Genomic DNA, 26,583 nt, shown 5'->3' with positions numbered 1-26,583 from the left:
CTTGAAACTATAGGGAAAAGTCGTCGTCGTGCCGTTGCCATAGAATGGCCCGGCGACGCTGACTTCGCTTGAAACCGTCATTGTTCACTCCATAGAAAAAGCGCCCTGAAGGCGCTTGTCAGTGTGGGCTGTGTGGGCATAAAATCGAAATGATCCGCCCAATATCGCCGCGGCGTAGGGAATACCGGATCTCCGCCATCATTTCGGACGTTGGGATTGATGGCTCTAGTCATACCGAGGCAACCACTTGCGGCGGATTATCCGCAACAGCATCGGCTCGAAAATCGGTATCGATTTTCGCATAAAGCACGATACGCAAATTCAAGTTTGGGCGTGGTTCCCGCGAGCACGCACAACTCTATCGACATTGCTCTTAGAGCGGCGCCTGAAGTTGAACTGGCTCACTTCGTGGTGCCCCACCACCCGACACAGGCGAGGCCTCGTCAAGCGCAAGGATCGGATCAAAGTCTTCCGTATCACCGAACCCTGCTACCTTGGCCAGGCGATCGCGGGAGATACCGAGCACCATAGCAAGCGCCGCCAATCCGTCACCCTCCGTGGCGTCAACGCTTTTCAAGCTGCGGTTGCTTCGGGAGGCGTCATTCCAGTTTTTCAGGAAAGCGTCGAAGGCTTGGTCCGAAACCGGCGCCATCCCCGCGCCTCCCTCAGCCTGGTCGCCCAGAAAAAACCCGGCCAGTTCCCCGGGCGCGCTTCCATCCCCCGCCAACCCGCCTTTCCCAGCCTCGATAATCACCCTTGCCAGAACCGCCGGAAGAGCAATCCCTGCCAGATAGATGGCAAACAGGCGCGGTGCGCCCATGTATCCGAAGCTCTGCATGATGGGCTGAAGATCTCCACCCGAGATTTTGGCTTGGCCATTGAAATAGCTGTAGAACAGCGTGAACAGGCGGGCGAAAGCAGTCCCGGTCTCTGTCGCGAAAGGGCTTTCCATACCGTGGATAACGAGACCGTCCGCCGCCGCCACAGCCTTTTCCTGCGCCAAGCCTTGCTCGATTGTCTCGTCATAGGCGGCATGCCAGAGAACAAGCTCAAGGGCACTCCGCGTCCCCCGCAGCAAAATGTCGCCGTAGATGCCGGCCTTCTCGCTGATTAAGCCGCGATCACTCGGCTTGAGGATCGCATCCTGAACACGTCTCTCCATCTCCCGGCTGCCACGCGTCATCCGCGCTTGCATCACGGAAGACAACCGCGCCGCCTCGTCTCGCATGGCTGCGCCCTCACCCTTTCTACCGAAGCGAAGCAGCGCCGCCTCCAGACGGCCGGACGACACGTCGCCCAGCATGGAAGAGTGGGAGCATGCCGCGGCGGTCGCGCTGACGATATCGAGCATCATGCTGCGAACCCCCGCAAGCCCACGGATTGCCCGCACCCCATGAGACAACGCCCGCCCCTCTGCCGTTGTTGGCTGCACCTCAGCCACCGGCTGGCGAACCATGCGCAGCCAAGGCGCTATCATCGTGTCGATCATATCGGGCGAGATCTCTTCCAGTACCACCAGAATTTCCGGCCTGTTCACGATCCGCCCAATCTGCTGCACCACGGGTTCGAGATGGATGAATCTCAAGAGTTGATCCATATGCGCCGCAAGCATCGAACACTCCAGGTCCAGCGGCCGCGCGTCTTTCGCCTCACCCTGTCGGGTAAAGGCAGGAGCAATGGTCGGAAACATCTCCGCCGGGTTCCGCCCGCCATTATCCACACCAGCTCCTTGTTCGAACACCGCCGGCACGAAACCGCCGGCATAGGTGCCGAACGGCGTCTTGAGGGCGGCAGGCACCACCTCCCTGAAAGAGAAGCCGCAGATCTTGCGGTGCGCCTCCTGCCCTGGGCGCTTCAGCCTCTCCATCACATCCCAGATGGCCTGCGCCGCATCATAGTCCGCTTTGGCCAAAATGCCTTCGCGCCACATCCTTGCAAGAAAGCGCTCCCATCCGGCCTGCCAGCCACGCCCGGCTAGAAGCTTGCGTTTATTGCTGTCATTGCCGGTGTGCAAAAGCGCATGAAACAGCTGCCCCTTGTTCTCAAATGTATATCCAAGCTCCGGGGCGCCGATCGCCGGCCCCAGAAGTTCGGCCTGGCGCTGCTCGATAATGGCGTGAAGCGCGCGGAGATGAGCAGCCCTGTCTTGCTTGTAGCGCTCAAACGCCTGCCGCACCGGCTCGACGATGAAACGCGAACAGAGCCCCGCCTCGCCCCCATCCATATCCTGTGCCCAGAGCTCAACCGGCCGCTGGGCCGCCTCAACGGAAAGTGGCGTCACGGCCCCCACTCCAAGCGCCTTCAGCCTGCCTCGCAGATCCGCGTTCTGGCCCTCGCTGCGCTCCGCCATAGCCGCCAAAACCGAGCCAAGAACAGTGTCCAGATCATGCCGCTCGCCATCGATCTCGATGCTCCTTGCGCTCCGGCCAACCTCCGTGACATTGTCGATCGCATCGTGAACGGCAGCGAATTCCGAAACGGTCAGATCGCCAAACACCTTTTCATCGGCGTTGGCGTAAACCTCCGTCGCCTGTGAAAGCACGTCATAGGACAAGATCGTCCTCCTTCATTTGCTCAAGCCAGCCATCCAAGTCGAACCGGACAGGTTTGCTCGCCAGGCCAAATTTTGCGGCAAGCGCACGCACGGCTTGGCTATGATCCGCCTCAGCGCCGCCCGCCCGCTCGTCATCCATCGCATCCAAGGTCGCCATGCGGTCGATCAGCGCCTCAAGCTCGTCTGCCTTGGCAGAGGCCGCCATATAGAAATGGCACGCCATCAGCTGTCGCCGTTTCGCCTCCGCCGCTTGGCTCAGATCATCCTTGGCAAAGGCCTCCGCCGCCTCGGCGGCGCCCTTGCGCTCGGCCGCAAGGTGGCGGTCGGAATCCGTCGCGCTGGACACTTTCAGCGCGCTGAACAGCCGGTGGACATTGCCCTCCAACTCGTAACGCGTCGTCACTTCGCCGCCCGAAAGCTGGCTCAGCGCATTCAGCTCCGCCAGCAGAAACGCGCGCCGCTTGTCCCCATGCAGCGCCTTCAGCGCCTCTTCTTCCAACTGGCCATCCAGCAAAAGATCGCCATGACGCTCAACCATCGTCCGCTCGGTCAGAAGCTCGATGGCAAGTTCGATAGGACGCGCCCGCACCAGCGCCTGCAGAAACGTCCGGCCACTATCAAACCCATACATGCCGGCGGCAATGTCGGGGTGAATGCCCTCACGTCCGGCAAAGGCATGGGCATGGTCCAGCTCGTCCTCACCTCCATCCGGCTTGGAAGAAAGAGGCTTCAAACCAAAGTCCCGCTCCAGAATATCCCGGTCGAGCTTGATCCGCCCCACCGGCTTGTCATCGAAATCGGTGCCGAAGCGCAATGTCTGAATGGCCTGATAGATCGGCACGGCCTGCAAGCTCCGCGTCGATATCGCCTTCACCGTCTCGCGCTCCTTGCGATACCAACCCTGGCGCGCGAGAAAGATCGGCTTCATCACCTGACGCCGCAGTTTTTGATGCGCCTCATCATCCGCCGCTTCATGAAGCCGACGCAAGCGCCGGTGCTCATCCGCGGAAAGCCCCGCCGTCTTCCCGCCCGTAAACAGCATGCCCGCAGACATGTCGTCGCGCGCCTCTTCGATTGCCGCATGTGTTGCCAGCATCCGCAAAAGCACGTCGCGAATGTCAGGAGAAAGCGTCAAATCAAGATCGCGCAATGCTCCATAGACATGCAGAAGCCACTCGGCGAAATGCTCGAAAACAGTGCGAAGAGCCACCGAAGGCGCCTCACCCTCCAGCAGATACATCTCGAAGGCCTGGGCAAACTGCGCGTGGATCGCACTTTCGTCAGCACCAGAAACCTCCCGCCCCCAGTCGCGCAGGGTCTCACCCATCTCCTGCACATCGGCGTCCGTCCGGCCAATTTCAGGAAGCGTTTCCAGAAAATACCGGCTCGTCCCGCGAAGAAAGGCGGCAAGCTCAGCACTTTCAAAAAGCCGAATGAGGGATGGGTTTTTATCGGGTTCAACAGTATCCATCGAATCCCTCCTTGGATTTATCGTCCGTTACGGTTCAGCGTTTTTCGACGGTCTGACCAAGGCGTCTCTGTCGGAACTGCGGGACCTTGCCTGTTGAAAATCTCAGGTGAAGGACTAGGCGATTCCAGCCGGCCGGCAGGTGCGGTGGATGACTGCAGCACCCTTTTGAAACGCTCCATAGGCATACTAGCTGCAGCCGTGGATGGGGGGATTGGCGCAGACGGTGCTTGCGTGCTTTGCCGATTGCTGTGGTCATTCTCACTATGGGCAGGAGCCGCAGCCGTCTGCGCGTTAAGACCATCTTGCCGGTTGGAAGGAGCACCGGCGGCTTTTCCCGGAACCCCGTTCAAAGCAGAAATTTGTCCTTCACCGACTAAGGAAGCATTGTTAGGGGGATTATCCTTGGAATAGTCTTCCCTTGTCTGACCATTTTTGGCAGATCTAACCCCGCGCGTTGCATCCAGCGCCACAGCACCATACTGCGCCTGCTCCGGAGAGACACCAGAAGCCTGCAGACGCTGAGCGTCCTGCTGACGCTCTTGGTTCGCAATGGTTTGGTTTTTCTCCTGAACTGCCCCCGCAGTCTCTGCGTCACTTTTTGCCTGGGCAGTCAACTTGCTCTCGTTCGCCATAAACTCTTGACCTTCGGCAGGTGTCTTACCGTTGAGGTCGAAACGCATATGTGAGCGCAACGAGACATCGTACTTACTCCCAGCCAGGCTTGCAGCGTACGTTCCGACTGGAAGTTTGATGTCCCCATTGCTTGACAATGCCAAGCTAAACTCAGCCTTGTCCATACCGGGAAGACTCTCGATCACCTTATTCGGGTCATCGCCAAACCTGCGGACAATCTCGTTGAACTTGTCGCCACGAATATAGATCGTCTCTATCGGCGTACCTTTAGTAGCCTTGTTGACGTAATCTCTGAACGCGTCGGGGTCATTGGAACGGACATTGGAAGACGTGGCCTGCTCAGAGATTTCAGCTATAGAGCGCTGAGTTAACTCGGCTTGCTGAGATTGCTTTCCGCTTTCGCCGGTCTTTCCCAGAGTTCCACCGTAGGCTTTTTTTGTTCCCAGCGTGACTAAGCCCTCCGAGAAGCCCATGAGGAAGGCCTGCCCTACGCCCGAGGACAACTCCTTATTCGGGGCGTACAGTTTTTGTGCAATGTAGTTCTGAGCGAACTCTTTGCCGGCCTCCTTAGACCCACCAATTCCTGCCTCCACGGCAACATCGCGAAGTTGTCCACGGAGAGTGGGGCCACCGGAAAACATTCTAACGACTTTGCCGCCCGGAAAAATATCGAACGCAGTTGCTCCGAGGCCTGCAAATGCGGCATTCGTTTGGGTATGTTCATTCGCTTTAGCCATCCGCGCGTTTACAGTGCTTTTCCCAGCATTCACCGCCGCCTGAAACATTATTCCCGCAGTAGGGTTGACGACGGTAATGGCAGCGGCAGGCAAGGTGGAACCCACCTGTTTTCCAAGTGTTCGCCCGAAGCTATTCTCGAAGCCTGGCGTGGCAGGAAGCATCTTATCGCCGTAGTCCTGCATGCTCTTGCCAGCATCCTGCAAACCCTTGGCCAGAGTAGGCTCAAAGATCTTTCGCACATCCGCCTCTGACATGCTGCCGGATTCTACCTCTGAAAGAATATTATGGCCAAAAGCCGGGTTGATTCGCCCCTGATGCGAAATGTCGTATCGCAACTGCGCCCGTTCTTCGGGGGATGCAGATCCGGCTCTAGCTATGCGATCCACAATTGGAGAGGGATCAGATTGGGCCATCAGCTGTCCGACACCCTCTGCGGCAATACCTGATTCTGAAACCACAGCACCCGGCACCGCCTTAAAAAATTCGAGCACGTTTCCCGACACGTTGCCGCGTGAAAATTGCTCCCACCATGAAAGTGCCCTCAGATCGTCTTTTGCGAGATACGCATTTTCAGGGGTTTCAACCCATGTACACAGTAGCGGATTCTGCTGTAGAATTGACTCGTTTTGCTGCTGGGACAGCTCCTGAATCTCAAGATTTCGCTGTAACTCGACAACGGATCGGGGTGGCGCCAATATGTCAGGTATTTTACGTCCTGGGGCGTGCATGTAATCAAGACCGCCTTGAAGCTGTGCGAGCCGAAAGGCTATATAGCGCACAGAGGGGTCGGGCTCTTCACGCCCTCGTTGTCGATATTCTTCTGGGGACATGGGTATCTCGCTTGAAAAAGATGTTTTTTGCAGCACTCTGCGCGGCGGTCGTAACCAAGCTGATGACGGCGCCGCTTGATTGGGATCCATCTAGATTTTCCCAGAGCCCAGGGCGGTTTCTAGGAGGATGGTTTGGAGCCGTGCTCGCCACATTCGCAGTTGGCGCAATCGTTGGTGCGATCGTCTATTTCATCCGGCGCCGTTCAAATGATCCGTGGAAAGGTGCGCTTGCTGCGGTCATCACCTGCGCGCTTTTCCAAGCATTCGTTGTCGCAGGAAAGATCAACTAGTTTGCGCTTGTTGAGCCGACTTAGCGCGAGTGCTCGGTTATCTCGCCTCGGCTCTCGAGCATGAAGATGATGCACGGCTTAGCCAAAGATTATCACCAATCCTGCGCTGAGTGTGACGAGTGCTCTCGCAACGACGCGAAATCAGGTACCCGACTCCAAGGGCCGCAAGACACAGAGGGCGGACAAGTTCAATCGGTGCCAACTTGTTCCATTGCTTCATCCCGATACTGTTTGTCGATCTCGCCTGGAGTTGGCGCTCTCCCGTACTTTCTCATAAGAGCCTTGTAGATCCGCTTTCGATCCTCGATGCCTATTCTTTCGTATTTAGCAACCACCCTGACCTCAGATCCTTCTGGCCGTAAATCATTATCGAACATGAAGCCCTTACCCACTTGGTCCTCATCATCGTCGATCAATTTCATGGGGGAGAGCCAAGATCTCTTCTCGACGTAGGTCACTTCCATGGTGAGCATGTTGATCATCGTTTGTCTCTCGGCAAAGGTCGGGTATTCACCCTTTCGCTTCACCCATTGATCGATTTCATGCTGGAACCTCGCATTAAAGCGGACGATCTTGCTCGCGTCTCTTATTCCCGCAGCTTTTAGCGTTAGACTCGCTTCTGAAAACGCCTGCTTATAAAAGGTGCCATCGCGTTCATCGGTTATCTCCCGGTTAAGCACCGACATCTGCTTGTCGTGCAAATTCTTCCAGTGCTCACGGGAAAGATTGTTGACGATCTCCGGCACCGTCAGATCCACCTTTAGGAATTGATGCGGCTCGACGGCGCTCTTCATTGAAAGTTCATAGTAGAGATCGAGCTTGGACTTAGCCTCAAGGCTCTTCGCCTCCAGTTCCTTGGCGGCATTGACCGTGTCAGGACCGGCTGCAATCTGGACGTCCAGCGCTACGTCTGAAACCGGCCTCCCATTCATAACAGCCTGAAGAACCTCCATCTTTGCCGATCTGGATTTCTCGATCTCTGCGTTCGAAATCACATTTACTTCATTAGAAAAATGCCTTTTCGTGGATGCTCTGACCTCTTCATCTGCAATTTGATTGATGCGTTTCACTGCCTCTGCCTCGGACAGCATGTTGCTCCGCGCTGCAACCCCGTCGCGCGCCGCAACAAGAGTGCTGCCACCACGTCCGAACGCCTCCGGCGCGGTGGAGGATGGATCGGTCTCATAGGGAAACCGCAGACCATATTGTTCGGCATTGTCGTGAAGCCAGTCGAGAACAGGAGCCGGAGCCTGATCCAGCGGCCTCCCCTCATAGGTCAACTGAATGCTGCGCCCACTGGAAGCGGAAGACGCTAAGGCAACAGAGGCGCGTGATGTCGGGTCTACAAAACTCACCCCCAGTCTCTTGCGAATGTCCTCTGGCGCATCTTCGATAAAAGCCTGGGCATTTTTGGCAAATTCGTTGTCAAGCGGAAGCGCGTCCCCGGGTCGATCGGGCTTTGCCGAGATTGAAACGAGAAACGCTTTCGCCCGCGTTGGTCCTCCGCGTTGCGGTTCTTCCTCCGCCGCACGGTTCACGCCATTTGCGGATGTCTGGCCGGACTGAGCCCTCGCGTCCCCACCCTCTGGAGGGTTGCTGCTATCCCTATCCGTTCCGGCATCAGCGGTTAGATTCTGACCGGGGTCGTCTCGCGTGCCACCATTCTTCCCGGAACCAGTCGCAGCCTTTCCGGGCGAAGCCTTATCCACAGCGCCCGTCACAACATCATCAGTCGCACCGGCGGTTGTCCGTTTCTCCGAAACGATCTCTAGGGCAATCTGTTTGCCCTTCTCGTCGATTGCCAAGGGCCTGATCTTGTTCTCCAGGTCCGCCCGCGCCTTCGGGTCCACCTGGGCACTGTTGGCCTTCAGATACTCCATTGCCGCGGTCGCGCCACCAGGCTTTCCAGCCATCGTCATGGCGACCCCGGTGTGAAGTCCCGTCACGAAGTCCATGGACTTGGCCACGATTACCTCCGGCGTCCAGCCGTTCAGCTTACCGAGACTGTAAATTTCGTTGACGCCGGACGCCACGGCGGAATTGATCTGCTCAGGCTTGTTGTACCCGGCGATCGCCTGGTCCTTGGCAAGAGAAAGCCTGCCTTCAGCGGCCTTGCCCACCCACTCCTTCTGTCCCTGCGCCCTGTGCTTGATGGCAGCTTCCAGGCCGGTCGTCACCACAGGAGCGACCATCGCCTCATATCTTCCCGCCGCCAGCGGATCTTTCGGCTCAAAGGTCTTTTGAAGCTTGGCAAGCGCCTCTTCATAGCCGGGATAGCCTTCGACAGCGCTTTGGCCACTCGTGTTGAGATAACCGTTTTCGCCATGCTCCAGCGCAAGCTTTGCCCGCTCGAAGGCAGTCTTGCTGTCCTTGGCGGTCGTGTCGGCCTGAAGGTCGCGCAGCTTGCTGGCAGCCTCGGCCATTTTGCCAAGTCCTTCGCCAAGAGACTGCATGCCCCTACCCACCTGCGCACCAAAATCATTCTCCGAGGCCTTCACCGTCAGTGGCTGTTGGAGGATTGGCCGCGGGGCAACGCTGCCCTGATAAACAGGCACGGCAGCCTGGCGAAAATATTGTCTGACCGGAACCTCAGCCATGGCTCACTCCATAAAAAAGGCGCCCCGAAGAACGCCTGGTAACATCTAATCTCGTTATTTTGTCAGAGCAGGCTGCAGCCAATGGCCTAGCCCTCACCCGCGGCAGGTCTGCGCGTCCTCACCTGTGAGAACACACGCCTAAGCATGTCGCGCAAAAGTGGTCACCGGTTTTGCGATAACGACATGCGACAAGACAAAGATCTAAAGCGTATGAGCGAATCTGAAAGATCGCGACGCACGTTTGGCTCGAAGAAACGACTCGACAGCCTTTTCAACTCCTGCGCAAATATCCAGGTCTCAAACCAATATCGCATTCGAACAGCAGGCCCGCTCATGAAACTGGCAATCGCCGCCCTTCTTCTGGCCTGCATGCCTTTTGCAGCTTCAGCAGAGGACGCCTTCTCGAAGGATACCATCCTGTGGGGCACATTCGGTGAATGGGGCGTTCGTGTCGATACGACCGCCGGCAATGCTTGTTATTTGGGTCGTGTGTACGACGCGGACGTCGTGCTTCGGTTTGGGCGCTACAGCAAGCAGGGCAACTCCGGCCTGTATTTTTCGGTCAACAATCCAAAGTGGAAGTCGCTCAAGCATGGGCAAGAGTATCTCATCGACCTTCAGTTTGGGGATAATGATCCTTGGTCCGCAAGCGCTATGGGAGTCGTGGAGGACGACGATGTAACACGCTCGCTCTTGGTCTCCGGTGCAGATGAAAAGTTCCTCGAAGAGTTCGAGACAAGCGACACAGCCAAAGTTTACTATGATGACAAGGAAATCATCAACCTGTCGCTCAAGGGCGTCACCAAGGCCGTGAGCGAGATGAACGCCTGCCAGAAGAAGACCGACGAGGTTTTGAAGAAACTAAACCCGAAGCCTGAAGAGGCTGAACCTTTCGCCAAAAAATCTCCTGTCGGAGCAGTGGACCATCCGCGCGAGCTGTAACGGCGATGGACTGCGCCACCGCTGAGGACAAGCGGCAGCTTTCGAACTCGATGATAGAAGCAACGCAGACTAGGCAGACAAATGCCGCCACCAATGAGAAACCAGTGATTTTTCAATCGATATTGTCTGGGAAAGCGGTTTTGCTCGGGACCGCACAAACGGCCATTGCACTCGCATTCCTCGCATGCTTGCCAACCACCACACGTGCAGAGACCGAATTGTGGGGACAGGTCGGCGAATGGTCCGTTTTCAATGATCGTCGAGCGACGCACGGTTGCTCGATGTACAGGTCGTTTGGCACAGACGCCTCCATCACCCTCGGCGTCTTACCCCTGGCAGAAGCGCGAGGCGTTTACTTCTCGGTGACACACAACAAATGGACTGTACTTAAACCCAGCAAGAACCTCGATGTGCGTCTTCAGTTCGGTTCATCGGCGCCTATAAAGGCGAAAGCCGATTTCATGGACGATAGCCAGATGCTATTTATTGTGGTGCCGCAGGATACTCAACTTTTCGAAGAGTTCGCAAAGAATAAGGTGCTTCACGTCAAACCCGTAAGCGGAGCGGCCATTGCATTGAAGTTCGATCGCGCTGCCGAGGCGATTTCTGCAATGCTTGACTGCTTGGCAATGGTTACGGAAGACCTTAAAAGCTCGCCGGAAGAGTTTGGTGATCCATTCGCCAAGACGCCAGAGACTGCGACACCGGATGATCCATTCGCCAAGACGCCAGCGGAGAGCACCACGGAGGATCCTTTTGCCAAGCCGCCGGCAACAAGCGCAACGGATGACCCATTCGCGCCCAAACCATGAACCAGCTTAGCGTCAATAGCGGCGGTGCACCGAGCACGATCTCACCGACACGGCGAAACGCCTGGACAGACATTTCAACCCGTGTGCAAATGAATGACCTTCAACCTGGTTCTGATCAACAAGTCCCGCATGAAACAGACAATTGCCGCTTTTCTTGTCGTCCTCGCGCCATTTGTTGCTGTCGCAGAGGACGCGCCCCCGAAAGACTCCACCGTCTGGGGCACCTTCGGTGGCTGGCACGTCTTTATGGACCCTACTCGCGGAAATGCTTGTTACGTGGCCCACATTTACGGTGAGGGCGTCGTAATGCGATTTGGACGCTTTCGTCAAAAGGACGGCTCTGGACTATACTTGTCCGTCAATAACCCAAGATGGAAATCTCTGAAGGATGATGAGAGATATGCCTTGGAAGTTCAGCTTGGCGATTATGGAATCTGGAAGACGAACGCATCGGCAACAGTGGAGGATGATTTCAACCGCAGTCTCTTGATCGCCACAGATAATGAGATGTTCCTCGAACACTTCCAGACTAGCGACACCGCCACGCTCTTCTACGACGGCAGACAGATCGCTAACCTCTCTTTGAGAGGCGTCGCCAAGGCGATAGCCGAGATGAACGCCTGCCAGAAAAAGACTGACGAGATTTTGAAAGCCCGAAAACCAAAGTCACAGGAAGCCGATCCCTTCGCCAAGGACCCCTCCGTAGAACCATCAGACGATCCCCAAAAATTGTAACACTTGCTGTCTTTGCCCTTATGTCGAGGTCTGATGCACCTGCGGACGACCCCGGGGTCGGGAGGTCAGCCCCTCGACGCTGGCCTCAACACAATCTGACCGGCCAATTAGCCCGATGGACATTGATCTAACGGACGAAAGTATCCTCTCTGCAACCCATCGGGCGCACCCCGTTTCCAAGGCAAAACCACTCGACACGCATTTCGACTCATGCACAAATGCGCAAGTCTCACCACCTTGCCGATAGCCAACATAAAGCAGGCCTTCACATGAAACAGGCAATCGCCGCCCTCCTCCTGGCCTGCATGCCTTTCGCCGCCGCCGCGCAGAACGCACCGGAGATAAAAGACCCGGTCCTTTGGGGCAAATTCGGCACTTGGAGGGTTCAGATGCAACCGAACCTCGACAATACTTGTGTCGTCATGTCTGTGTTTGAAACCGGTCATGAACTGATGTTTTGGCGCTATTTCAAAAAGGGAAAGCCAGGCTTTTTTCTCTCTGTTGGGAATGAAAAATGGAAATCGCTGGTCCACAAGAAAGTCTATTCCGTCAACTTCGAATTCGATGAGGGCATAAACTGGGATGTAGAGACTACAGCCTACGTTCAAGGATCCAACCGTAGACTTATGATGAAATCGAGTTTGCAGGACTTTCTCGACGGGTTCAAGTCCAGCAAAATCGTCAAGATGTTCTATGAGAAGAAGGAGATAGCCCACCTTTCCCTAAGTGGCGTCGAAGAGGCTATAGAAGAAATGGATGCCTGTCAGAAGACGACCGACGAATTCTTCAAAATCTCCAGAATGGAGCCCGACACGTCCGATCCCTTCGCCAGGAAATCTTCCACGCAAGCCTCGGACGACCCCTTCAAACCGTGATTGAGATAGCAGTAGCGTCGATGTGCAGTCGATAAGAGCGATGGTCGAACAGAGCCGTCACAACCGCATCCGGCACAATAACCATCCAGCATGATCAGGCAAACGACATGGACAGGCTCTTGAAACACACCCTCCTCGCCGCTTGCCTTTCCTGCATGCCGTTCAGCGCCTACGCCGATCCGGTCGAGTGGGGAACCTTTGGCAAGTGGTCGGTCAATGTTGAGCCAGATCTCGGCTTCGGCTGCTACGTGTCGCGCCTTTATGAAGACCGCACGATCCTGCACGTCGGTTTCGCTATGCTTCCTGGCAACGCCGGATTTTACGTCCTTCTCAGAAACGACAAGTGGAAGTCCCTGAAAGACGACAAGGCCTATGCGCTCCATCTTTCCTTTGATTCCAAGAAAGCCTTGGAGCTAGAAGCAACTGGCTCAAGCTCATCGCACGGATTGAGCATCGTCACAAAAATGGCGAAGCTCATGGCCCAGTTTGAAACGAGCAGCCAATTGCTTGTGACCTATGACGGAAAGGAGGTTGCGGACCTTCGGCTCGACGGAGCGAAGACGGCCTTCTCACAAATGCGCGCCTGCCAGGACGAGACTGAAAAAATGCTCCGCAACAGCGCCGAAGATGCAAAGCAGCAAGACCCCTTCGCCAAGACGCCTTGACGGCTGAAGGGCTTCGAAAAGCCCCGACCAACAATGGGCGCTCATCACGTCCCCGATTTCGCCTTGAACAATGGACTATCGCCAAACGTCTTGCTCGCTCCGGTCAGCAGCGTGCCGAGCGCTTTCAGGTTGCCGCCCTTGCGGGTGTTCTTGGCATTCGCCCGCGCAAGGCTGGCCTCCGCCCGGCCATTGGCCGCCGCCACGTCGAAGTCATAGGCCTCGTTTGCGGCGTTGCGGCGAATGGTCAGCGCGTCGATCTCGCCAAGCGTTGCGGTATCGACCAACAGATCAAGCGGAGAGCCGAATGTCAGGTCCACGCCATTGGCGGCCATGGCTGCCCTTTGCTGGCCGGTAATCTGCGCGGTCTCCTGGCGCTTCTTCTGCTCTTCCAGCTTGCCGCGGTCCAGTGCGTCACGCGCCCGCCTCTCGGAAAGCCGCACATTCATGTCCGTGACTTTCGCGTTATATTCGGATGCGGCGGCACTTGCCTCCGCCTCCTGTTTTGCGCCGGCCGCACCAATCACGGTCGAGGCGGCGCCAAGGATCAGACCAAAATCACACATGCCTCAAGCCTTCATCTCAAAAATACGAAAAGGGCGCTGCTCATAGCCAAAAGGCTGCGGATCGGAAAGCGTAAAGCCCAGCCATTGCAGCCACCGTTTGGAAACCGCATTCCGGTCATCAACGACATTCTGCAGCAGCGTGTAGCGCTGCCGCATCTCGGCCACCCAGTGGAGAGAGCCACGCAGAAAATCGCGCGCATGCCGCTCCAGCGCATCGGTGCCCAGCAGCCACGGCGCACCGGTCCGGGCCAGAATATTCGTCGTGCCGCAGCCGAACATCAGCTCCGGCACATCATCAAACAACACGGTATGGGCAAAGTCGGACCGCTCCAGCGAGTGCAAAAGCGCAGAGGCCGGTCCGCGTCCCACGGCGGCGAACACCTCCTCGCGGTCGGCCTCACGCATCCGCGGCGCAATCACATCGACATGGTCGGTGCTCGCCTCGATCACCCGAACCGTCACGCTGCCACCCTGAGATCCGGCATGATGGCCAGAACCGTCATCGGCAGCGGATCGAACTGCTTGATGATCATCGTCCCACCCTTCGTCCAGTCTGCCGTCGGCGTCAGTTCCACATCGCCAGTCGCAAGGCGGATCGCCTCGCTCCAGTTCTCGAACTCACGCTGCTTCAGCTCCACCAGCGCATCCTCGGCAGGCCCGGCCCAGATGCCGCGGGTCTTTTCCACCCTGAGCGTGATATTGGCGATCGCCTTGTTCCTCGCCTGCACCGTGCCAAGCTCGCCCACGTTGCCAAGATCGACATCGAGCGTCCTCAGCTCCGCCTCGTAAGGCAGGCCGACATGCACTTTTGAGGCGGCAATCGGCAGCGTCACCGTGCCATTCGTCACCACCAGATCCCGCACCACATTGCCATCCGCCAGCGCCACCAGCACCTTGCCCTCCAGGTGGTGAAGCCCGCGCATCGTCTTCGTCGGCGCGCCCTCATAGGAAAGCCCGCTATCGACGAAGAACGCATCTTCGGACATCGCAAAGAGGCGAGAATGCATGCGCTCGATGTAACGCTGCGACTTGCCATCCACCGTGCGGCGAATGACGAAATAGACCGCGTCCTCGTCGCCCTCGGCCACCACATTCACCGCCTCGAACTGACCGTCCGTCTCATGCCGCGTCCAGGCCCACACCTCATGCTCGCGCATATAGGTCAGGCTCACGCATTGGCCATTGTCCAGCACCACCCAGACGATCGAATAGGGCGACTGCGCAAAGGCCCAGGACACAACCTGCCGGCCTTCGAACAGATGGCGCGACATGATCGTCAGATCCTGGCCAGTGAAATTGTCGTTGGAAAATTCATAGGAATAGTCGCGAATAACCCCGCCCCGCGCCAGTGCAAACAGCATCACGTCGCCCACCGCAATCGGCTGCAACCAGGATGAGCCACGGTTGCTCTGCTTCTTCACCACCATATTGGTCGGTGTCATGATCTCTTCACCGCTACCGGCCACGTTGAACTCGTTGGCGGTGGTGAAGACCGCCATGCCGCGAGACTCGCTGATCGCGCGGATCTGGTTCTTCTCCTTGGAGCGGATGCGCAAGGTGATGGCGTCGCTTGCCTTCACCGGCGAGGCCGCGCCGAAATTCTCATAATTGGCGGATTGCCCGAGCCAAAGCCCCGCCGGCACATTCGCCGTGCCGCCCATGGCCAGCCGCTGCTCGTAGAAATTCACGCAAGCGGGATAATTGCCGGCACTGTCAAACGGATTGTATCCCTCCTGCGGGCCGCTCGCCAGATCCGGCGTGATGTTCTCGTCGGTAAAGCTCGTCGTCTCCGTCTTGCCCACATAGCCATAGCGGCCATTGTCCAGCCGATAGACCACATAGCTTCCTGCCCCAGGCGTCGCTGTCCAGAACAGCGCATTGCGGTTGCCGCGATAGACCATGTCATTGCGCAGCGTCGCAGGCTCGGAGGGCAGGCTTTCTTCTCCCGTCTCATCGGAGATGGCCGCCACCACATATTTCATCTCCTTGCCGTAGACGATCGCACCCGTCACGCCCGTCGGCACCGGCGGCGCGCCGGTTGCGGAGGCTGAGGGGATGGCCGTTCCATCCCCCTGATACTGCGTCTGGTCGATCTCGATTTCCGCAATCGGCGTTTCGGCCAGAATGCCGGTACTGCCATCGGAACGATAGATGCGATAAAGAGCAGCGCCCGTCGAAGCATTCCAGGTCAGTCGCACCCGGCGCCCGTCCTCATTCTCATATTGAACCCCGACGGTGACGCCGGCAGACGCCGCACTTTCCGCGCCCGATGCACTGACTGCCGACACGCGGTAGCCGATATTGGCAACCGAGCCGGTCTTGCGCTTGAAGTACACGGTCCCCTTCACCCCCGTCGGCTTGGCGATCTGCGGCACGAAGGTCAGCGGCGAAAACAGCCAGTTGGCGTCGCCAAGCCTGGAAAGCTTCATCGGCGGATGTGCCTGATGCGTCAGATACATCACATCGTTCTCCTGGGCAAAAACCACGCGCCGCAACTCGTCCGCCGTATAGGGCGAGGCAATCTCGTAGACGCGCCGCGCCGTGCCGCCACCCGCATAGGCCGGCATGCCGAGGGTGGAGAGAGCGACACCCAGCAGGTCCTCCAGCTGATACGTATTGGCCGTGACATTGCGGATGATGAAATTGCGATTGTTCAGCGCGCTCATGCCGGCCACACCGGACAGGAACACCTCATCGCCATTCGCAAAGCCATGCGCTGCGGACGTCACCACGCCATTTGCGGCAATGGAGATACCAGTGATCGCCCTTGCCGCCTCCAGCACCGGGCTCCCGGCGCGATAGACGCGCATCTTCAGATGGGAGAACTCCAGATTATAGGTCTGGTCCGTCTCCGCATCGAAGATGAAGGGGAGCAGAATGGCAAAGCCCGAACCCCGCGTCCGGCCGATGAATTCCAGCCCGCTGCGGTTGGAAGCACCGCCATGCGGGTGAATGAAAATGTTCTTCGCCACCTTGAGACCGGACCGATATTTATCCACATCGACCCGGGCCCACAGCGCCGGGCTCAACTCGCCGGAGGTAAAAGCCGGCTGCATCACGCGCAAAATCGCCATCGCCTCAACCCCGTGCCGTCATCAGCGTGGAACTGTCGGTCCAGCTCGATCGATTTTCATCCGCATCCGCCTCCTTCGCCGCCTCGAAAGACGAGGCCGCAATCTGGTAGGCATCCTTGCGGGTGGACTGGTCGGAGGTCAGCGAAATGGCGATCTTGGCCGACAGCGCCCAGCTCAACGCCTCTTCGAAAAGCGGCGGATAGCGCGCCGGGTCATCGAACTGCCGCACGAATTCCAGCTTCGCCGGAGACTGATCGCAAAAGATCAGCCCTTCGGTCGCATGATAGGCCACATCGTCTGCATCGCCTGGCAAAAGCACGGCCGGCACGATGCGCAGCGGCTTCAAACAATTCTGCGGCCGCGCATAGGCATGGCGCCAGCGCTCAGGGCGCGGATTGGCAACCTCCGCCAGATCGACCATGGTCTTGGCAAATTCCCATTCATAGGATTGCAGCAACCGGTCGCGCGTCAGCGCATAGTGAAGCTTGCAGGTGCGCGCCTCGGTCGATGGCTCGTCTATGTCGGAAATGGTCTTCTTGCCGATATTGGACAGCGCAATGTTGCAGATGCTGGTAACGGATGACATTCGCTTCTCCAAAATAGAAAACCCGACTCTGGATTGAGCCGGGTTCAGGATGCGGTATGCAGCACTCACTTTGGGTCATCCTCGGGCTTGACCCGAGGACCCATCTTTCAAGGGCTTACGGAGGCAGGCCAGTCCTTCAACTGACCGCGACCATCACCCCTGGCTCACCTTGTCCTCAAGTGCCGCGATAATCTCCGCCTTGGTCGAAGGCGTCGCCTCGCCCAGAAGCTTGCGCGCCGCCGCCTTGAAGGTCATGAACTCGACGCCCGGATCGCTCGCCATCTTCACCACATCCGCCGCGGTCTTCTCGGCAGAAGGAACGGGCGCATTGCGCATCAGCCGCTCGATCTCGGCATTCTTTTCGGCAATCTCGGCGCGCAGAGCCTCGATCTCGACATTGTCGACACGGGACGCCTCGGTCCCGTGGCGCTGTGCTTCCGCCCGTTTGCGCGCCGCCGCCTGACGCGCCAGCGCTTCTTCCGGCGAAATCTCGGTCATCCAGAAAGCGGAGAAATGGTTCTCGGTCGCAATCTCGAAAACCTCGCCCTCTTCGCGAAAATGCCCGTAGACACCGGCGCGGGTCGCCATCACGGTCTTAGTCATAATTATTGTCCTCCGAGGCGGCCACCACACCGGCGGTGATCCTGCCCGCCGTCAGCGGACCGGTGGCGACCGTATAGGCAAGACGGGCAAAGCGCTCGTCGGCACCGCGCGGAAAGAACTCCAGCGGAAACACATAGCCGGCCACGAGGGCCGCCTTGGGGATCGCGCCGGAGGTCCAGGCCACACGCGGCAAAGAGAATGCCTCATTGTCGTCGGTCTGCAGATCGACGGTCAGCGTCGCCGCACCGGCGGCAAGCGCCGTCTCCACCATCTGCAGGCGAAGATCGACCTTCTTGCCGCGGCCAAGATCCTTGCGGATCGCAGCAGCTGCACCCACGGGTTTGCCCGATGCGCCGAAGTCGATGACATTGGTGGATACGGTCGAGGCGGTGATCGCCTGCGCATCCGAGAAGAGATTCTGTGCGTCAAAAATCATGGAGTGTCACCTGTTCCAGACCGTCCTCAGACGATCTGCCCTTCTGTTTCGAGAATATTGTCGTCGCGGCGGATCGGATGCCCAAGGAAGGAGACGATCGGCTTGCCGTGGCTCTGGTCGAGCGTCAGGTTCACATTGGTGCGGTTCATTGCCTGCTTGTGCAGGAAGGTCTGCACCGTCTTGCTGGCATAGATCACCGTCTTGCCGTTCGGCTGGTTCGGGTTCTGCAACGCGTAATAACCGTCGATCATCAGGTTGATGAGATCGGCACCGCCGGCTGTCGGGTTGGCGCGCAGATCGGAAATATCGATATTGGCAATACGCGCCACACCGCGCCAGTCGCGCACCGAAAGGCCGATATCCTGCTGGAACTTCTCGCGGTACACATCATAGAGAGAGCCGTCGGGCAGTTCCTTGGTGGTCTTGCCCTTGTCCTCGCGCTGCAGGCCGGCCTTCGATCCTTCCGGATAAAGCAGGTGAACGGAATCCTCACCCCAGGTCACGAACCAGATGGAGGTGTTGTCCGAGCCCGTACCACCGGCGTCAACGATCTGGCGGCCATTGGCGGCGGATTTGGAATTGAAGCGGGCATGCAGGCCGGTAAAACGCTCCGGGTTCACGTCGATATCGCCGTAATAGACGGTGGAGCCCAGCATGTTCGCCATGCCCGCAATATGGGCCTTGGCTTCATTGAGACGAAAGCGCGCCGGGTTCTTGGCGATTTCGACCAGCTTGGCGTCGACTTCGGACCAGTCTTCCAGCATGCCGGTCGCGTCCTTCACCTGCGCCGTCGTGCCCTTGGTCGGCAAAACGCCCTTGTAGAGCTTGCGCCAGGTGGGAACGGGAAGGCCGGTGCGCACCGTCGTCAGATGCGACGAGCCCATGTTGCATTCGAAGATCGGCGCGTCTTCATACATCGCGTTGAACTGCACCAGCATGTCGATGATGGTGGAAATGTCGTCGCCCCAGCCCTGTTTCTTCAGGTCGGAAAGGGTGGGATACATATTGCCGATAGTGGCCATGTGTTAACCTCGTGTCGTTGATGTTGTCGCTCCATACATCGCCTGTTCGGGCGAGGTCGGAGGGGCTGCTGCGGTTTCCGACGATGCGGGCTTGTCATCACTGAGAGCGTTGCCGACACGGGCCAATAGCCGGAAAAGTCCGGGATGGTTGCCAATCCCGATTTCGACGAGATCGCGGCGGAGAGCATCGTCTCCGAACGTCGCGATCACGCGGTTTGCGTTGTTGAGGCTGGTCGAAAGATTGTCGCCGCCAAAGTCCCGGTCGGCGCGGATTTCCTGCTGCCAGTCGGAGGTAATCTTCTGGTGGCGCTCGCTCAGCGCGTCATATTCAAGCTTGCGCTGCTCGGCGATCACGCCGGCCAGACGGCTCGCCTGGCCATTCGTCAGGCCAAGCTCCTTCATCACCGGAGAGGCGCGGTCCAAGAGCGCCCGGTCGAGTTCGATGCCGCAATCGAGCTTGATGTCGTATTCGCCATTTTCAGGCACCAGATCGGCGGCATCGCCAGGCTCGGGAGAAAGGTTCCCACCCTCCCCTTCGCCACCCTCTCGCCCGGCCCCATTCTGGCCGGCGACAAGCGGCTCTGCCGCCCCGTTCAGAAGCGGCGCATCGTCATTGGCGTTGGCATTGTCGCTGCCGCCGCTATCCGGGCTCACGCCCCAATCGGTATGGCCTTCCGGCGCAAAGGTGGCACTATTCATCCACTGTCTCAGCATGCTCTTCCCTCTTGCGCTTTTCCGCGCGTCTGTGGGCCTCGATCATCATCTCGGCATAGGCGGTGGGTTTGATCTGGTTCAGCTGGTCGATGATGGTGACGCCGATGATGCGCCGGCCGATGTGAATGCCGGTCTCGCCATTCACCACATGCGGCGCGCCATAGACGTTGCACTGGCAAAGCACCCACCAGAGAAATTCGCGCGCACGCGGCTCCGCCAGCACGAACTCGGTTGCGAGATCGAGCGCCTGTTCCTGCATTGTTTTGGCTGTCATCCGGCAATTCCAAGCTTGCGCAGCAGTTCCACCGGCCCGCCATGATCGTCGGTGGCGGAAAGCGCCTGTGCGGCTTGCGCACCATCGCGCAGTGCAGGCGCCAGCTTGGCGGCGGCTTCCGTCGCCTGCGCCGCCTGTTGCTGTTGCATCCGCTCGTCGCGGATCGCCTTCACCTTGTCGTCGGAGCGCACGATGGTGGACACCACACCGATCGCATCGCCATATTCGTCGATCGCCTGGTCGACATCGAGCTTGTCCACCGCGTCAGGTCGCGCACCGGCAAGATTGCCGACGAAACTCACCATGCGCTCGATAGAGCCGGTCGAAACCGCAAGCTGCGCCTGGTAGAGCGTCGAGATATTGTCAACATTCAGCTCCTCGCCCTGCAGATCCTGCGGCGCCTCCGGCAACTCGTCGTCATCGTCCAGCTGGTAGAACACCCAGTCCGCCAAGGGCTGGATCAGTTCGTGATGCTGTCGCTCCACCGTCGGCCCCAGCTGCTGAAGCTGCTCTTCCTTGCGCTGCGTCAGCTCGAACTGGTTGCGCGGCTGCACCCCTTCCATCGTGCTGATCGCCATGAAGAGATCGGCGTAAAAGGCCCGGTCCACCCGACGCTTGGCCTCATCGATATCGGCGGCGAGATCGCCCAGCGGCACATTGACCTCGAAGGCACGGCGATAGGCGGCCGTGCCAACACTCTGCTCGTCGACGAAAGTCACGGTGCCGGGCAGCGAGGAATTGCGCTTGTTGCGAAGCGAGGTCGGCGCCACCAGTGGTGGGCGCACCTGATGCTCGATGCCCATGCCCTTCCAGCGCTGCTCGGTCTGCAGCATCTTCACATCCGGCAGTGCATCCATGCCGGGGCATGTGGCGGCATAGACATCTTCGCCCACCACATCCCAACGCGGCGCAATCAGCGGATTGCGGTCGAAGCCGCTCACTTCCAGCATCTTGTCGCGGTCCTGGCCTGCTTCCCAATAGTTGGACATGAAGGGCTTGTTGGCCTTCGTCGGGCGTGCGGGATCGCGGGCGGAACGCGGCTCGATGGCGTTAAACACCTCCACCACCTCGTCGTAATTGCCCCGGTACCACAGGTTCTTGATGGTGGAGGACACGTTCGACCAGTCCATATCGCGGGAATTGGGCTTTGCCACCCAGCGCCCGACAATCTGCTCCACCGTCATCCACACGCGGCGATAACAGGTATCGACCCGCATGCCATACTGGCTCTGCGCCAGCCAATATTGCCCGACCGGCGGCAAGATGCCGTGCAGGCGCCGCCCGGCGCGCGTCAGGATCAGGCAGAATTGCCCGAACAGAAGCTCGTCGCCATAACCGGAATGAAGACAATTATATATATTCGAGACGGCCAGCCGCTCACGCGCCCGGCGTGTCGCCTCATAAAGATAGTCTTTGACAGGCCCGAACTCACGCAGATCCTTGTCGGTAATGCTGTAGCGCATCCAGGGCCGCGTGGGAGACGTCAGCCCCGCCTGCATGCCCGATTGCGCCACGCGGTGGGCAAGCTTCGGCGAGTTGTCGATGATCTTCTTGTTGCCGTTGATCCCCTTCGGGTCACGGGCATCCCCCTTGCGGTAGCGGCCGGGAACGATGAAATCGTTCAGCTCCTGCCACTGCGCCTCATAGGGGTTGCGCTCCTTCTGCAACGCCTTCAGGCGCCGCTCATGCCGTTCGCGGATCGTATCGGCCATATCAGCCTCCCAATAGGTTTTTCTTGCCGCTCGTATCCAGCGCGCCCACGCCCTGAACCCCGGTCAACATCGTCGACGTCGCCGCCCGCAACCGATCCCGCGTGCGGCGCCCGGCCCCATTCACCGTTTGGGTATCCGGCTCGCGCTGCGCCGCATACTCGATCGGCAACTTCGGATCCTCCGGCTTCGCCACCTTGGGAGACTTGAAAACACACATCGCAAAACCTCGAATTGAAGACAGACAGAGCCAGCCCGCGCTTCGGGCCGTTCGGCTTAAATTTCATGGAAACAATGAGTTGGGTAGAAGAACCCCCCTCTGCCCTGCCGGGCGTCTCCCCCTCAAGTGGGGAGATCGGAGTGTTGCACCGTCTTGGCCCAAACTACGGTCAGATGTGACACGCGAAGAGCGCCTTTTGCCGATCTCCACCCTTGAGGGGGAGATGCCCGGCAGGGCAGAGGGGGGTGAACGGCAGATCCAGAACGTAAAAGGGGTCGCCTCCATCATTCCTACCGCCGGACATCACAGCGCATCAGATGGCGCACACCCCTCACCCAAACGGATTATACCCATCCCCACCATCACCATACCCGGTCTCCCGGCTATGATTATACCGCTCATCCCCTCGCCCCTTAGGCACGACAGGCCGGGCAAAGGTCAGTCCAAGCGCATCCGCACGGTTGGGAGAAGGAAGCCCCCGCGCCTTCATGTCTTCCTTGCTCTCGATCTGCAGCTTGCCATCCACGCGGGCCACAAGCTCTGGCCCGATCAGGTCGTGGTAGAGAATGTCGTCGCGCGCATCGAGCGCACCGCCCTGTTTCAGCCAGTCGCGCATGCCCTTCCACATTTCGGCACGCTTGTTGAGACAGCCGCGATCGATGCTCTTTTCGGCAAAGCTCACGAGCTGCCATGTGCGCCCCAGCGTCACGCCGGCGGAATAGATGCCGGTGCCATGGCCAAGATCGATGAACACCGCATCGGCCTGCAACTCATCCTCGAAGCGCGCCACATGGTTCGCCACCAGAATGTCGTTGTCGTTCTTCGGCATGGTCATCAAAAGCCGGGCATAAAGCCCCTGGCGCAGATAGATCACCAGCTCGTCGTCACCGGTCCAGGCCGGATCGACGCCGATGATCTTCGGCGCAAAATCATATTGCTCCTTGCGCAGATGCACCTTCTGGGCAGCGTCCACATCCTCGGTGGAGATGAACTGCTTTGCCGATGTCGATGGAAACATGCCGCGCACTCGCACTTTGACGAAATCGCTGTCCTCGCCGTAGTCGCTGACCCATTCGGCAAGTTTCTTCTTGTTGGTGCCGGGCACCGTGCGGCTGTCGATCTGCCGCCTGATCCAGCGCCGGCGATGCCGACGAAAACACTCGCGAAACCGCCCGGTATTCTGCGTCGGATTGCCGAACACGATCCAGATGATGATGGTGTTTTCGTCGGTCAGCGCGCCTTCGGCCACTTCCCAGACACTGTCGGTAATCTTCGACGCCTCGTCGAACATCAGCACAATGATGCGGTCCTTGTTGTGCAGACCGGCAAAAGCCTCGGTATTGTTGGCAGACCAGGCGACGAAATCCAGCCGCCAGAGATCCGCATGTCCCCGATCGCGAGACTTGATCGACATGGCCTGCGTCTCGAACCAGTGGCTGGTGATCGAGGAGCGGAACCACTTGCCCACTTCCGGTGATGTCTTGGTGCGCAGCTGCGTCTCGGTATTGGCGGTCACGACGATCTTGCAATCGGCAAAACAGGACATGGCCCAATTGGCCATCATCCCCATCTGCGCCGATTTGCCGATCCCGTGGCCGCTCGCCACCGCAATCTGCAAAGGCTGGTAGCGGTTCTCGCTGTTCAGATGCTGACGGATCTCATCATTGATATCCGCCTGCCAATCCCGCGGCCCCGCGATTCCGTCAAGCTCGCCCTCACCCCAATCCCACGCAAACCGCGCCCAGCCTTGCGGATCATACTGAAACCGAGCCGCCGCCTCGATAATCTCCGCATCGAGATCGGTATCCACACGGCCCTTGCTCCCCTGCTTGGCATTGCCCATGAACGATCTCCCGGCAAAGCCTGCACTGTCTGGAATTGAATGTCGTAATCGGCGCGCACTCGCCCGATTGAAGCGAGTCACGATCTTTCAGATCAAACGGCCCAAATAATCCGCTACAGCATCGCATAGATTCAAAAACGGCAAAGCGTCCTTTGTGCGTCCAATAGGACGCCCGGCGGTTTAGCTGGATACACAGTCATTCAGCCGGACACTCTGTCACTTATCACTTCCGCACGACGTTGCGATGAGGTCAAACCACTCCTCCTCCGTCATCCTCGGGCTCGACCCGAGGATCCATGAGCCGCACTCTTAAGCGCGTGAAAAGATGGATCCTCGCCTCAAGGGCGAGGATGGCTCCGTTTTCCGCCTTTGACCAAAGGGCTGTCGTTCCCAGTTCCGACCTGGCGTCACGGCGCCAGAAAATCAGATGCATCACGTATCGAAGTCACACACGAAGCAGCTTGAAGTATCCTCCCCGCCAACACCCCGTCAGCCCAGAACCCGCGCCTTGGCCCGCGCCAACCGCTCGGCGAGCGACCCGCTGACCTCGACCTCGACTTTCTCTCGAAACGCCTGCACATCGATATGCTTGCCGATCAGCTCCAGCCGCTTGATCCGGTCGCTGAGCTTCACCTGCGACACCCGCCCGATCGCCTCACGGCTCTCGCCGCGCCCTTCGAACAATTCCTTGACCTCAACCGCCGCAACCAGCCCCTGCCGCCAGATCAACGGCCACTGATCGACCGGCTTCAGCCCGCCATTCTCATCATAAAGATCGGCAATATCAGCCAGCGCCTCTTCGGCCAGCCGCGACAGCAACCAGTCCGCGTGAATCTGCGTGCGCTTCGAGCGCTCGAGCTTCGCCTTGTCGATCGCAGCCCTGATCTCGGCATTCTGCAACAGCTTCCAAGCTCCTTTGTCGGAAAACGAACGGCTATACCCCGCCCGGATTGCAGCGTGGGCGGCGTTCAGATCGACCAGGTACTCCTCAACGAAAAGGCGTTGCCTTGGATTTAATGGCCGTGGTGTTTTCATAGGAGGTTATTCCGTGCACGGAAGTGGCGCATCGTCTGTCGAGCCATGAGTAGCGGATCTTGGATCGCGACTAATAAATCGCTGTGTATTCAGCCACGAGAATACTAGGATGCGTCCGCTTAAGACTTCAGCCGGACAACATGTATTTCTGATGGTGTGAAGCCCAGGCCGATCCTCCGGGATTTCAGGATAATATCAGCTGTGATTTCGTCGTTGTCCCATATCATATCTGGGGTCACGCCATCGACTAACTTCATAGGCAACCGTTTGGGATGGATACCGACGGGAATTGCTGCCCACCCGCTGGTTTCCCGATCTAAATCCTTCTGATGGATTTGCAAAACCACACCGTAGTACTTTTTTGTCTTCTCCACCTTGCTGGCTTCTTCATACACATAATTCGCTTCAGTATCCTCGACAAACTGCGGTTCAATCCGCCGATTGCCCACCAAGATAGGAGCGTTCCCTTGATCCTTGCTTGGTTTAAAGAATTTGACAGACGCATCAGCCAGTTGCTTCACCCGACCCTTTTTCCCGTATCGCTTATCGAGAATTTTTTTGACGTCGTCTGGAGACTTCCCAGTCTCCGCCGCAACGTCAGCTATAAGACTGGCTTTCCATTGCTTGGTAAGAGAAGCGTCGTTTTCCGGTGAAACCAACTCTTTTATGTAGTCCACCCCGTAAACGACAGCCACCAAGACCAAAACGGTCAGGAGCGTGTGAGTGCTTTCAGGCACCTCAATCCCCAAGAACTCATTAATTATAGCGGGGACGCCTTTCTCAAGCTCTTCTTGAAAAGCCGCAAAGATAGCAACGAGCAGCAATTCTCTAAGACTACCATGAGAAATTTCTTGGACACGAACGTCCACCTTTTGAATTGAAAGGCCCGGGATAAATGTCTCAAGATTTTGAGCAGCTTCCTCCAGGAGAAGCTGCAACGACAAAAGACTATCGACTATTTCAGGTATCGGGACCGAATGCTCGGTTTTGTATTCTATCTTGAAAGGTATTGAGATCTGCATACTTGCCCCCTGGGCAAACATGGAATCAATCAATACGAGAGTCGAGCTTTTTTTACTCGCTAAAAAAACCCTGTACTTTAAGCGGTAGCTCCGCGTGCGGACAGAGCGAGAAGGGTTCCAGAGCAACCCAAGTAAGCTTCCATGAACCTGAAGCCAAAAACGCAAAAAGCGACCCAAAGGCCGCTCCCAAATACAATTCTTCGAATATGAAGACATGTCACTTATCGCTGTTTCGGGAAGAAAAGTCAAACGATAAAATCGCTCCGGGCAAAAAAATATAAAAGCCAATTTTCGTCCTGTCCTGCCCGCCATTGGCGGTCCTTGATCAAAGGCCCGAAGA

Annotated in this window: 25 protein-coding genes; 7 read left to right on the top strand and 18 right to left on the bottom strand. The window is 58.0% G+C overall.

Annotated elements, in window-relative coordinates:
- Positions 1–373: 373 nt before the first annotated feature.
- The 3 genes from ACTJKV_RS05185 to ACTJKV_RS05175 are packed head-to-tail and all read right to left on the bottom strand — an operon-like array spanning position 374 to position 6,316.
- Complete coding sequence (locus tag ACTJKV_RS05185) at positions 374–2,554, bottom strand: hypothetical protein (protein WP_274103062.1); 2,181 nt, start codon at positions 2,552–2,554, stop codon at positions 374–376.
- The gene (locus ACTJKV_RS05180; protein ID WP_274103061.1) at positions 2,544–4,025 is read right to left on the bottom strand and encodes a hypothetical protein; all 1,482 of its coding nucleotides are present in this window, start codon (positions 4,023–4,025) and stop codon (positions 2,544–2,546) included. Before ACTJKV_RS05180 ends, ACTJKV_RS05185 begins: the two co-directional genes overlap by 11 nt.
- Before the next feature lie 17 nt (positions 4,026–4,042).
- Positions 4,043–6,316 (bottom strand): hypothetical protein, encoded by a 2,274-nt coding sequence (locus ACTJKV_RS05175; protein WP_274103059.1) that lies wholly within the window; start codon positions 6,314–6,316, stop codon positions 4,043–4,045.
- Positions 6,317–6,366: 50 nt separating this feature from the next.
- On the opposite strand from ACTJKV_RS05175, the gene ACTJKV_RS05170 reads away from it, so the two are divergent.
- Entirely contained in the window at positions 6,367–6,516 is a 150-nt protein-coding gene (locus tag ACTJKV_RS05170; protein ID WP_162723035.1) for a hypothetical protein, read from the top strand.
- A gap of 188 nt (positions 6,517–6,704) precedes the next feature.
- Here ACTJKV_RS05170 and ACTJKV_RS05165 read toward each other — a convergent pair whose 3' ends face one another.
- Positions 6,705–8,708, bottom strand: a complete 2,004-nt coding sequence (locus ACTJKV_RS05165) for a hypothetical protein (protein ID WP_274103058.1) — start codon at positions 8,706–8,708, stop codon at positions 6,705–6,707.
- 99 nt (positions 8,709–8,807) lie between these two features.
- On the opposite strand from ACTJKV_RS05165, the gene ACTJKV_RS05160 reads away from it, so the two are divergent.
- The 6 genes from ACTJKV_RS05160 to ACTJKV_RS05135 all read left to right on the top strand — a co-directional run bounded on the left by ACTJKV_RS05160 (position 8,808) and on the right by ACTJKV_RS05135 (position 13,142).
- The gene (locus ACTJKV_RS05160) at positions 8,808–9,155 is read left to right on the top strand and encodes a hypothetical protein (RefSeq protein ID WP_274103057.1); all 348 of its coding nucleotides are present in this window, start codon (positions 8,808–8,810) and stop codon (positions 9,153–9,155) included.
- A 168-nt stretch (positions 9,156–9,323) separates the two neighbouring features.
- Entirely contained in the window at positions 9,324–10,055 is a 732-nt protein-coding gene (locus ACTJKV_RS05155) for a hypothetical protein (RefSeq protein WP_274103055.1), read from the top strand.
- Positions 10,056–10,060: 5 nt separating this feature from the next.
- Positions 10,061–10,867, top strand: coding sequence for a hypothetical protein (locus tag ACTJKV_RS05150; protein ID WP_274103054.1), 807 nt, complete (start codon positions 10,061–10,063; stop codon positions 10,865–10,867).
- Positions 10,868–10,960: 93 nt separating this feature from the next.
- Entirely contained in the window at positions 10,961–11,602 is a 642-nt protein-coding gene (locus ACTJKV_RS05145) for a hypothetical protein (RefSeq protein WP_440598515.1), read from the top strand.
- A gap of 269 nt (positions 11,603–11,871) precedes the next feature.
- Positions 11,872–12,477: a hypothetical protein gene (locus ACTJKV_RS05140; RefSeq protein WP_274103051.1), complete on the top strand. Its 606-nt coding sequence runs from the start codon at positions 11,872–11,874 to the stop codon at positions 12,475–12,477.
- 119 nt (positions 12,478–12,596) lie between these two features.
- A complete protein-coding gene (locus ACTJKV_RS05135; protein WP_274103049.1) occupies positions 12,597–13,142 on the top strand; it encodes a hypothetical protein in 546 nt (181 codons plus the stop codon).
- A 44-nt stretch (positions 13,143–13,186) separates the two neighbouring features.
- Here the strand turns inward: ACTJKV_RS05135 and ACTJKV_RS05130 are convergent, their stop codons facing one another.
- The 14 genes from ACTJKV_RS05130 to ACTJKV_RS05065 all read right to left on the bottom strand — a co-directional run bounded on the left by ACTJKV_RS05130 (position 13,187) and on the right by ACTJKV_RS05065 (position 26,555).
- A complete protein-coding gene (locus ACTJKV_RS05130) occupies positions 13,187–13,705 on the bottom strand; it encodes a virion core protein, T7 gp14 family (protein WP_274103047.1) in 519 nt (172 codons plus the stop codon).
- Positions 13,706–13,708: 3 nt separating this feature from the next.
- Complete coding sequence (locus ACTJKV_RS05125; RefSeq protein WP_274103046.1) at positions 13,709–14,167, bottom strand: hypothetical protein; 459 nt, start codon at positions 14,165–14,167, stop codon at positions 13,709–13,711.
- Positions 14,164–16,779, bottom strand: coding sequence for a ubiquitin-activating E1 FCCH domain-containing protein (locus ACTJKV_RS05120; RefSeq protein ID WP_274103045.1), 2,616 nt, complete (start codon positions 16,777–16,779; stop codon positions 14,164–14,166). The genes ACTJKV_RS05125 and ACTJKV_RS05120 overlap by 4 nt, the downstream gene beginning before the upstream one ends.
- A gap of 4 nt (positions 16,780–16,783) precedes the next feature.
- Positions 16,784–17,365 carry a hypothetical protein gene (locus ACTJKV_RS05115; protein WP_274103043.1) on the bottom strand — a complete coding sequence of 194 codons (582 nt, stop codon included), beginning with the start codon at positions 17,363–17,365 and terminating at the stop codon, positions 16,784–16,786.
- 153 nt (positions 17,366–17,518) lie between these two features.
- The gene (locus ACTJKV_RS05110) at positions 17,519–17,968 is read right to left on the bottom strand and encodes a hypothetical protein (RefSeq protein ID WP_274103042.1); all 450 of its coding nucleotides are present in this window, start codon (positions 17,966–17,968) and stop codon (positions 17,519–17,521) included.
- On the bottom strand, positions 17,961–18,404 hold the full coding sequence (locus ACTJKV_RS05105) for a Bbp16 family capsid cement protein (RefSeq protein ID WP_440598514.1): 444 nt from the start codon (positions 18,402–18,404) through the stop codon (positions 17,961–17,963). Before ACTJKV_RS05105 ends, ACTJKV_RS05110 begins: the two co-directional genes overlap by 8 nt.
- A 26-nt stretch (positions 18,405–18,430) precedes the next feature.
- Positions 18,431–19,426, bottom strand: coding sequence for a major capsid protein (locus ACTJKV_RS05100; RefSeq protein WP_440598513.1), 996 nt, complete (start codon positions 19,424–19,426; stop codon positions 18,431–18,433).
- A 3-nt stretch (positions 19,427–19,429) separates the two neighbouring features.
- Positions 19,430–20,140, bottom strand: a complete 711-nt coding sequence (locus tag ACTJKV_RS05095; RefSeq protein ID WP_274103040.1) for a hypothetical protein — start codon at positions 20,138–20,140, stop codon at positions 19,430–19,432.
- Positions 20,118–20,414: a hypothetical protein gene (locus ACTJKV_RS05090; RefSeq protein ID WP_062439578.1), complete on the bottom strand. Its 297-nt coding sequence runs from the start codon at positions 20,412–20,414 to the stop codon at positions 20,118–20,120. The genes ACTJKV_RS05095 and ACTJKV_RS05090 overlap by 23 nt, the downstream gene beginning before the upstream one ends.
- Positions 20,411–22,126, bottom strand: coding sequence for a portal protein (locus ACTJKV_RS05085; RefSeq protein ID WP_440598512.1), 1,716 nt, complete (start codon positions 22,124–22,126; stop codon positions 20,411–20,413). Before ACTJKV_RS05085 ends, ACTJKV_RS05090 begins: the two co-directional genes overlap by 4 nt.
- A gap of 1 nt (position 22,127) precedes the next feature.
- The gene (locus ACTJKV_RS05080; protein WP_062439573.1) at positions 22,128–22,343 is read right to left on the bottom strand and encodes a hypothetical protein; all 216 of its coding nucleotides are present in this window, start codon (positions 22,341–22,343) and stop codon (positions 22,128–22,130) included.
- A gap of 331 nt (positions 22,344–22,674) precedes the next feature.
- On the bottom strand, positions 22,675–24,186 hold the full coding sequence (locus ACTJKV_RS05075) for a terminase (RefSeq protein ID WP_274103038.1): 1,512 nt from the start codon (positions 24,184–24,186) through the stop codon (positions 22,675–22,677).
- A 489-nt stretch (positions 24,187–24,675) separates the two neighbouring features.
- Complete coding sequence (locus ACTJKV_RS05070) at positions 24,676–25,221, bottom strand: terminase small subunit (RefSeq protein ID WP_274103037.1); 546 nt, start codon at positions 25,219–25,221, stop codon at positions 24,676–24,678.
- A 119-nt stretch (positions 25,222–25,340) separates the two neighbouring features.
- The gene (locus tag ACTJKV_RS05065; RefSeq protein ID WP_440598511.1) at positions 25,341–26,555 is read right to left on the bottom strand and encodes a hypothetical protein; all 1,215 of its coding nucleotides are present in this window, start codon (positions 26,553–26,555) and stop codon (positions 25,341–25,343) included.
- Positions 26,556–26,583: the final 28 nt, after the last annotated feature.

The organism is Agrobacterium sp. 22117, from assembly GCF_052045735.1.
Lineage (GTDB): Bacteria > Pseudomonadota > Alphaproteobacteria > Rhizobiales > Rhizobiaceae > Agrobacterium > Agrobacterium cavarae.
Note: the sequence above shows the minus strand (reverse complement) of the source record. Positions and strands in the feature narration are given on the sequence as shown.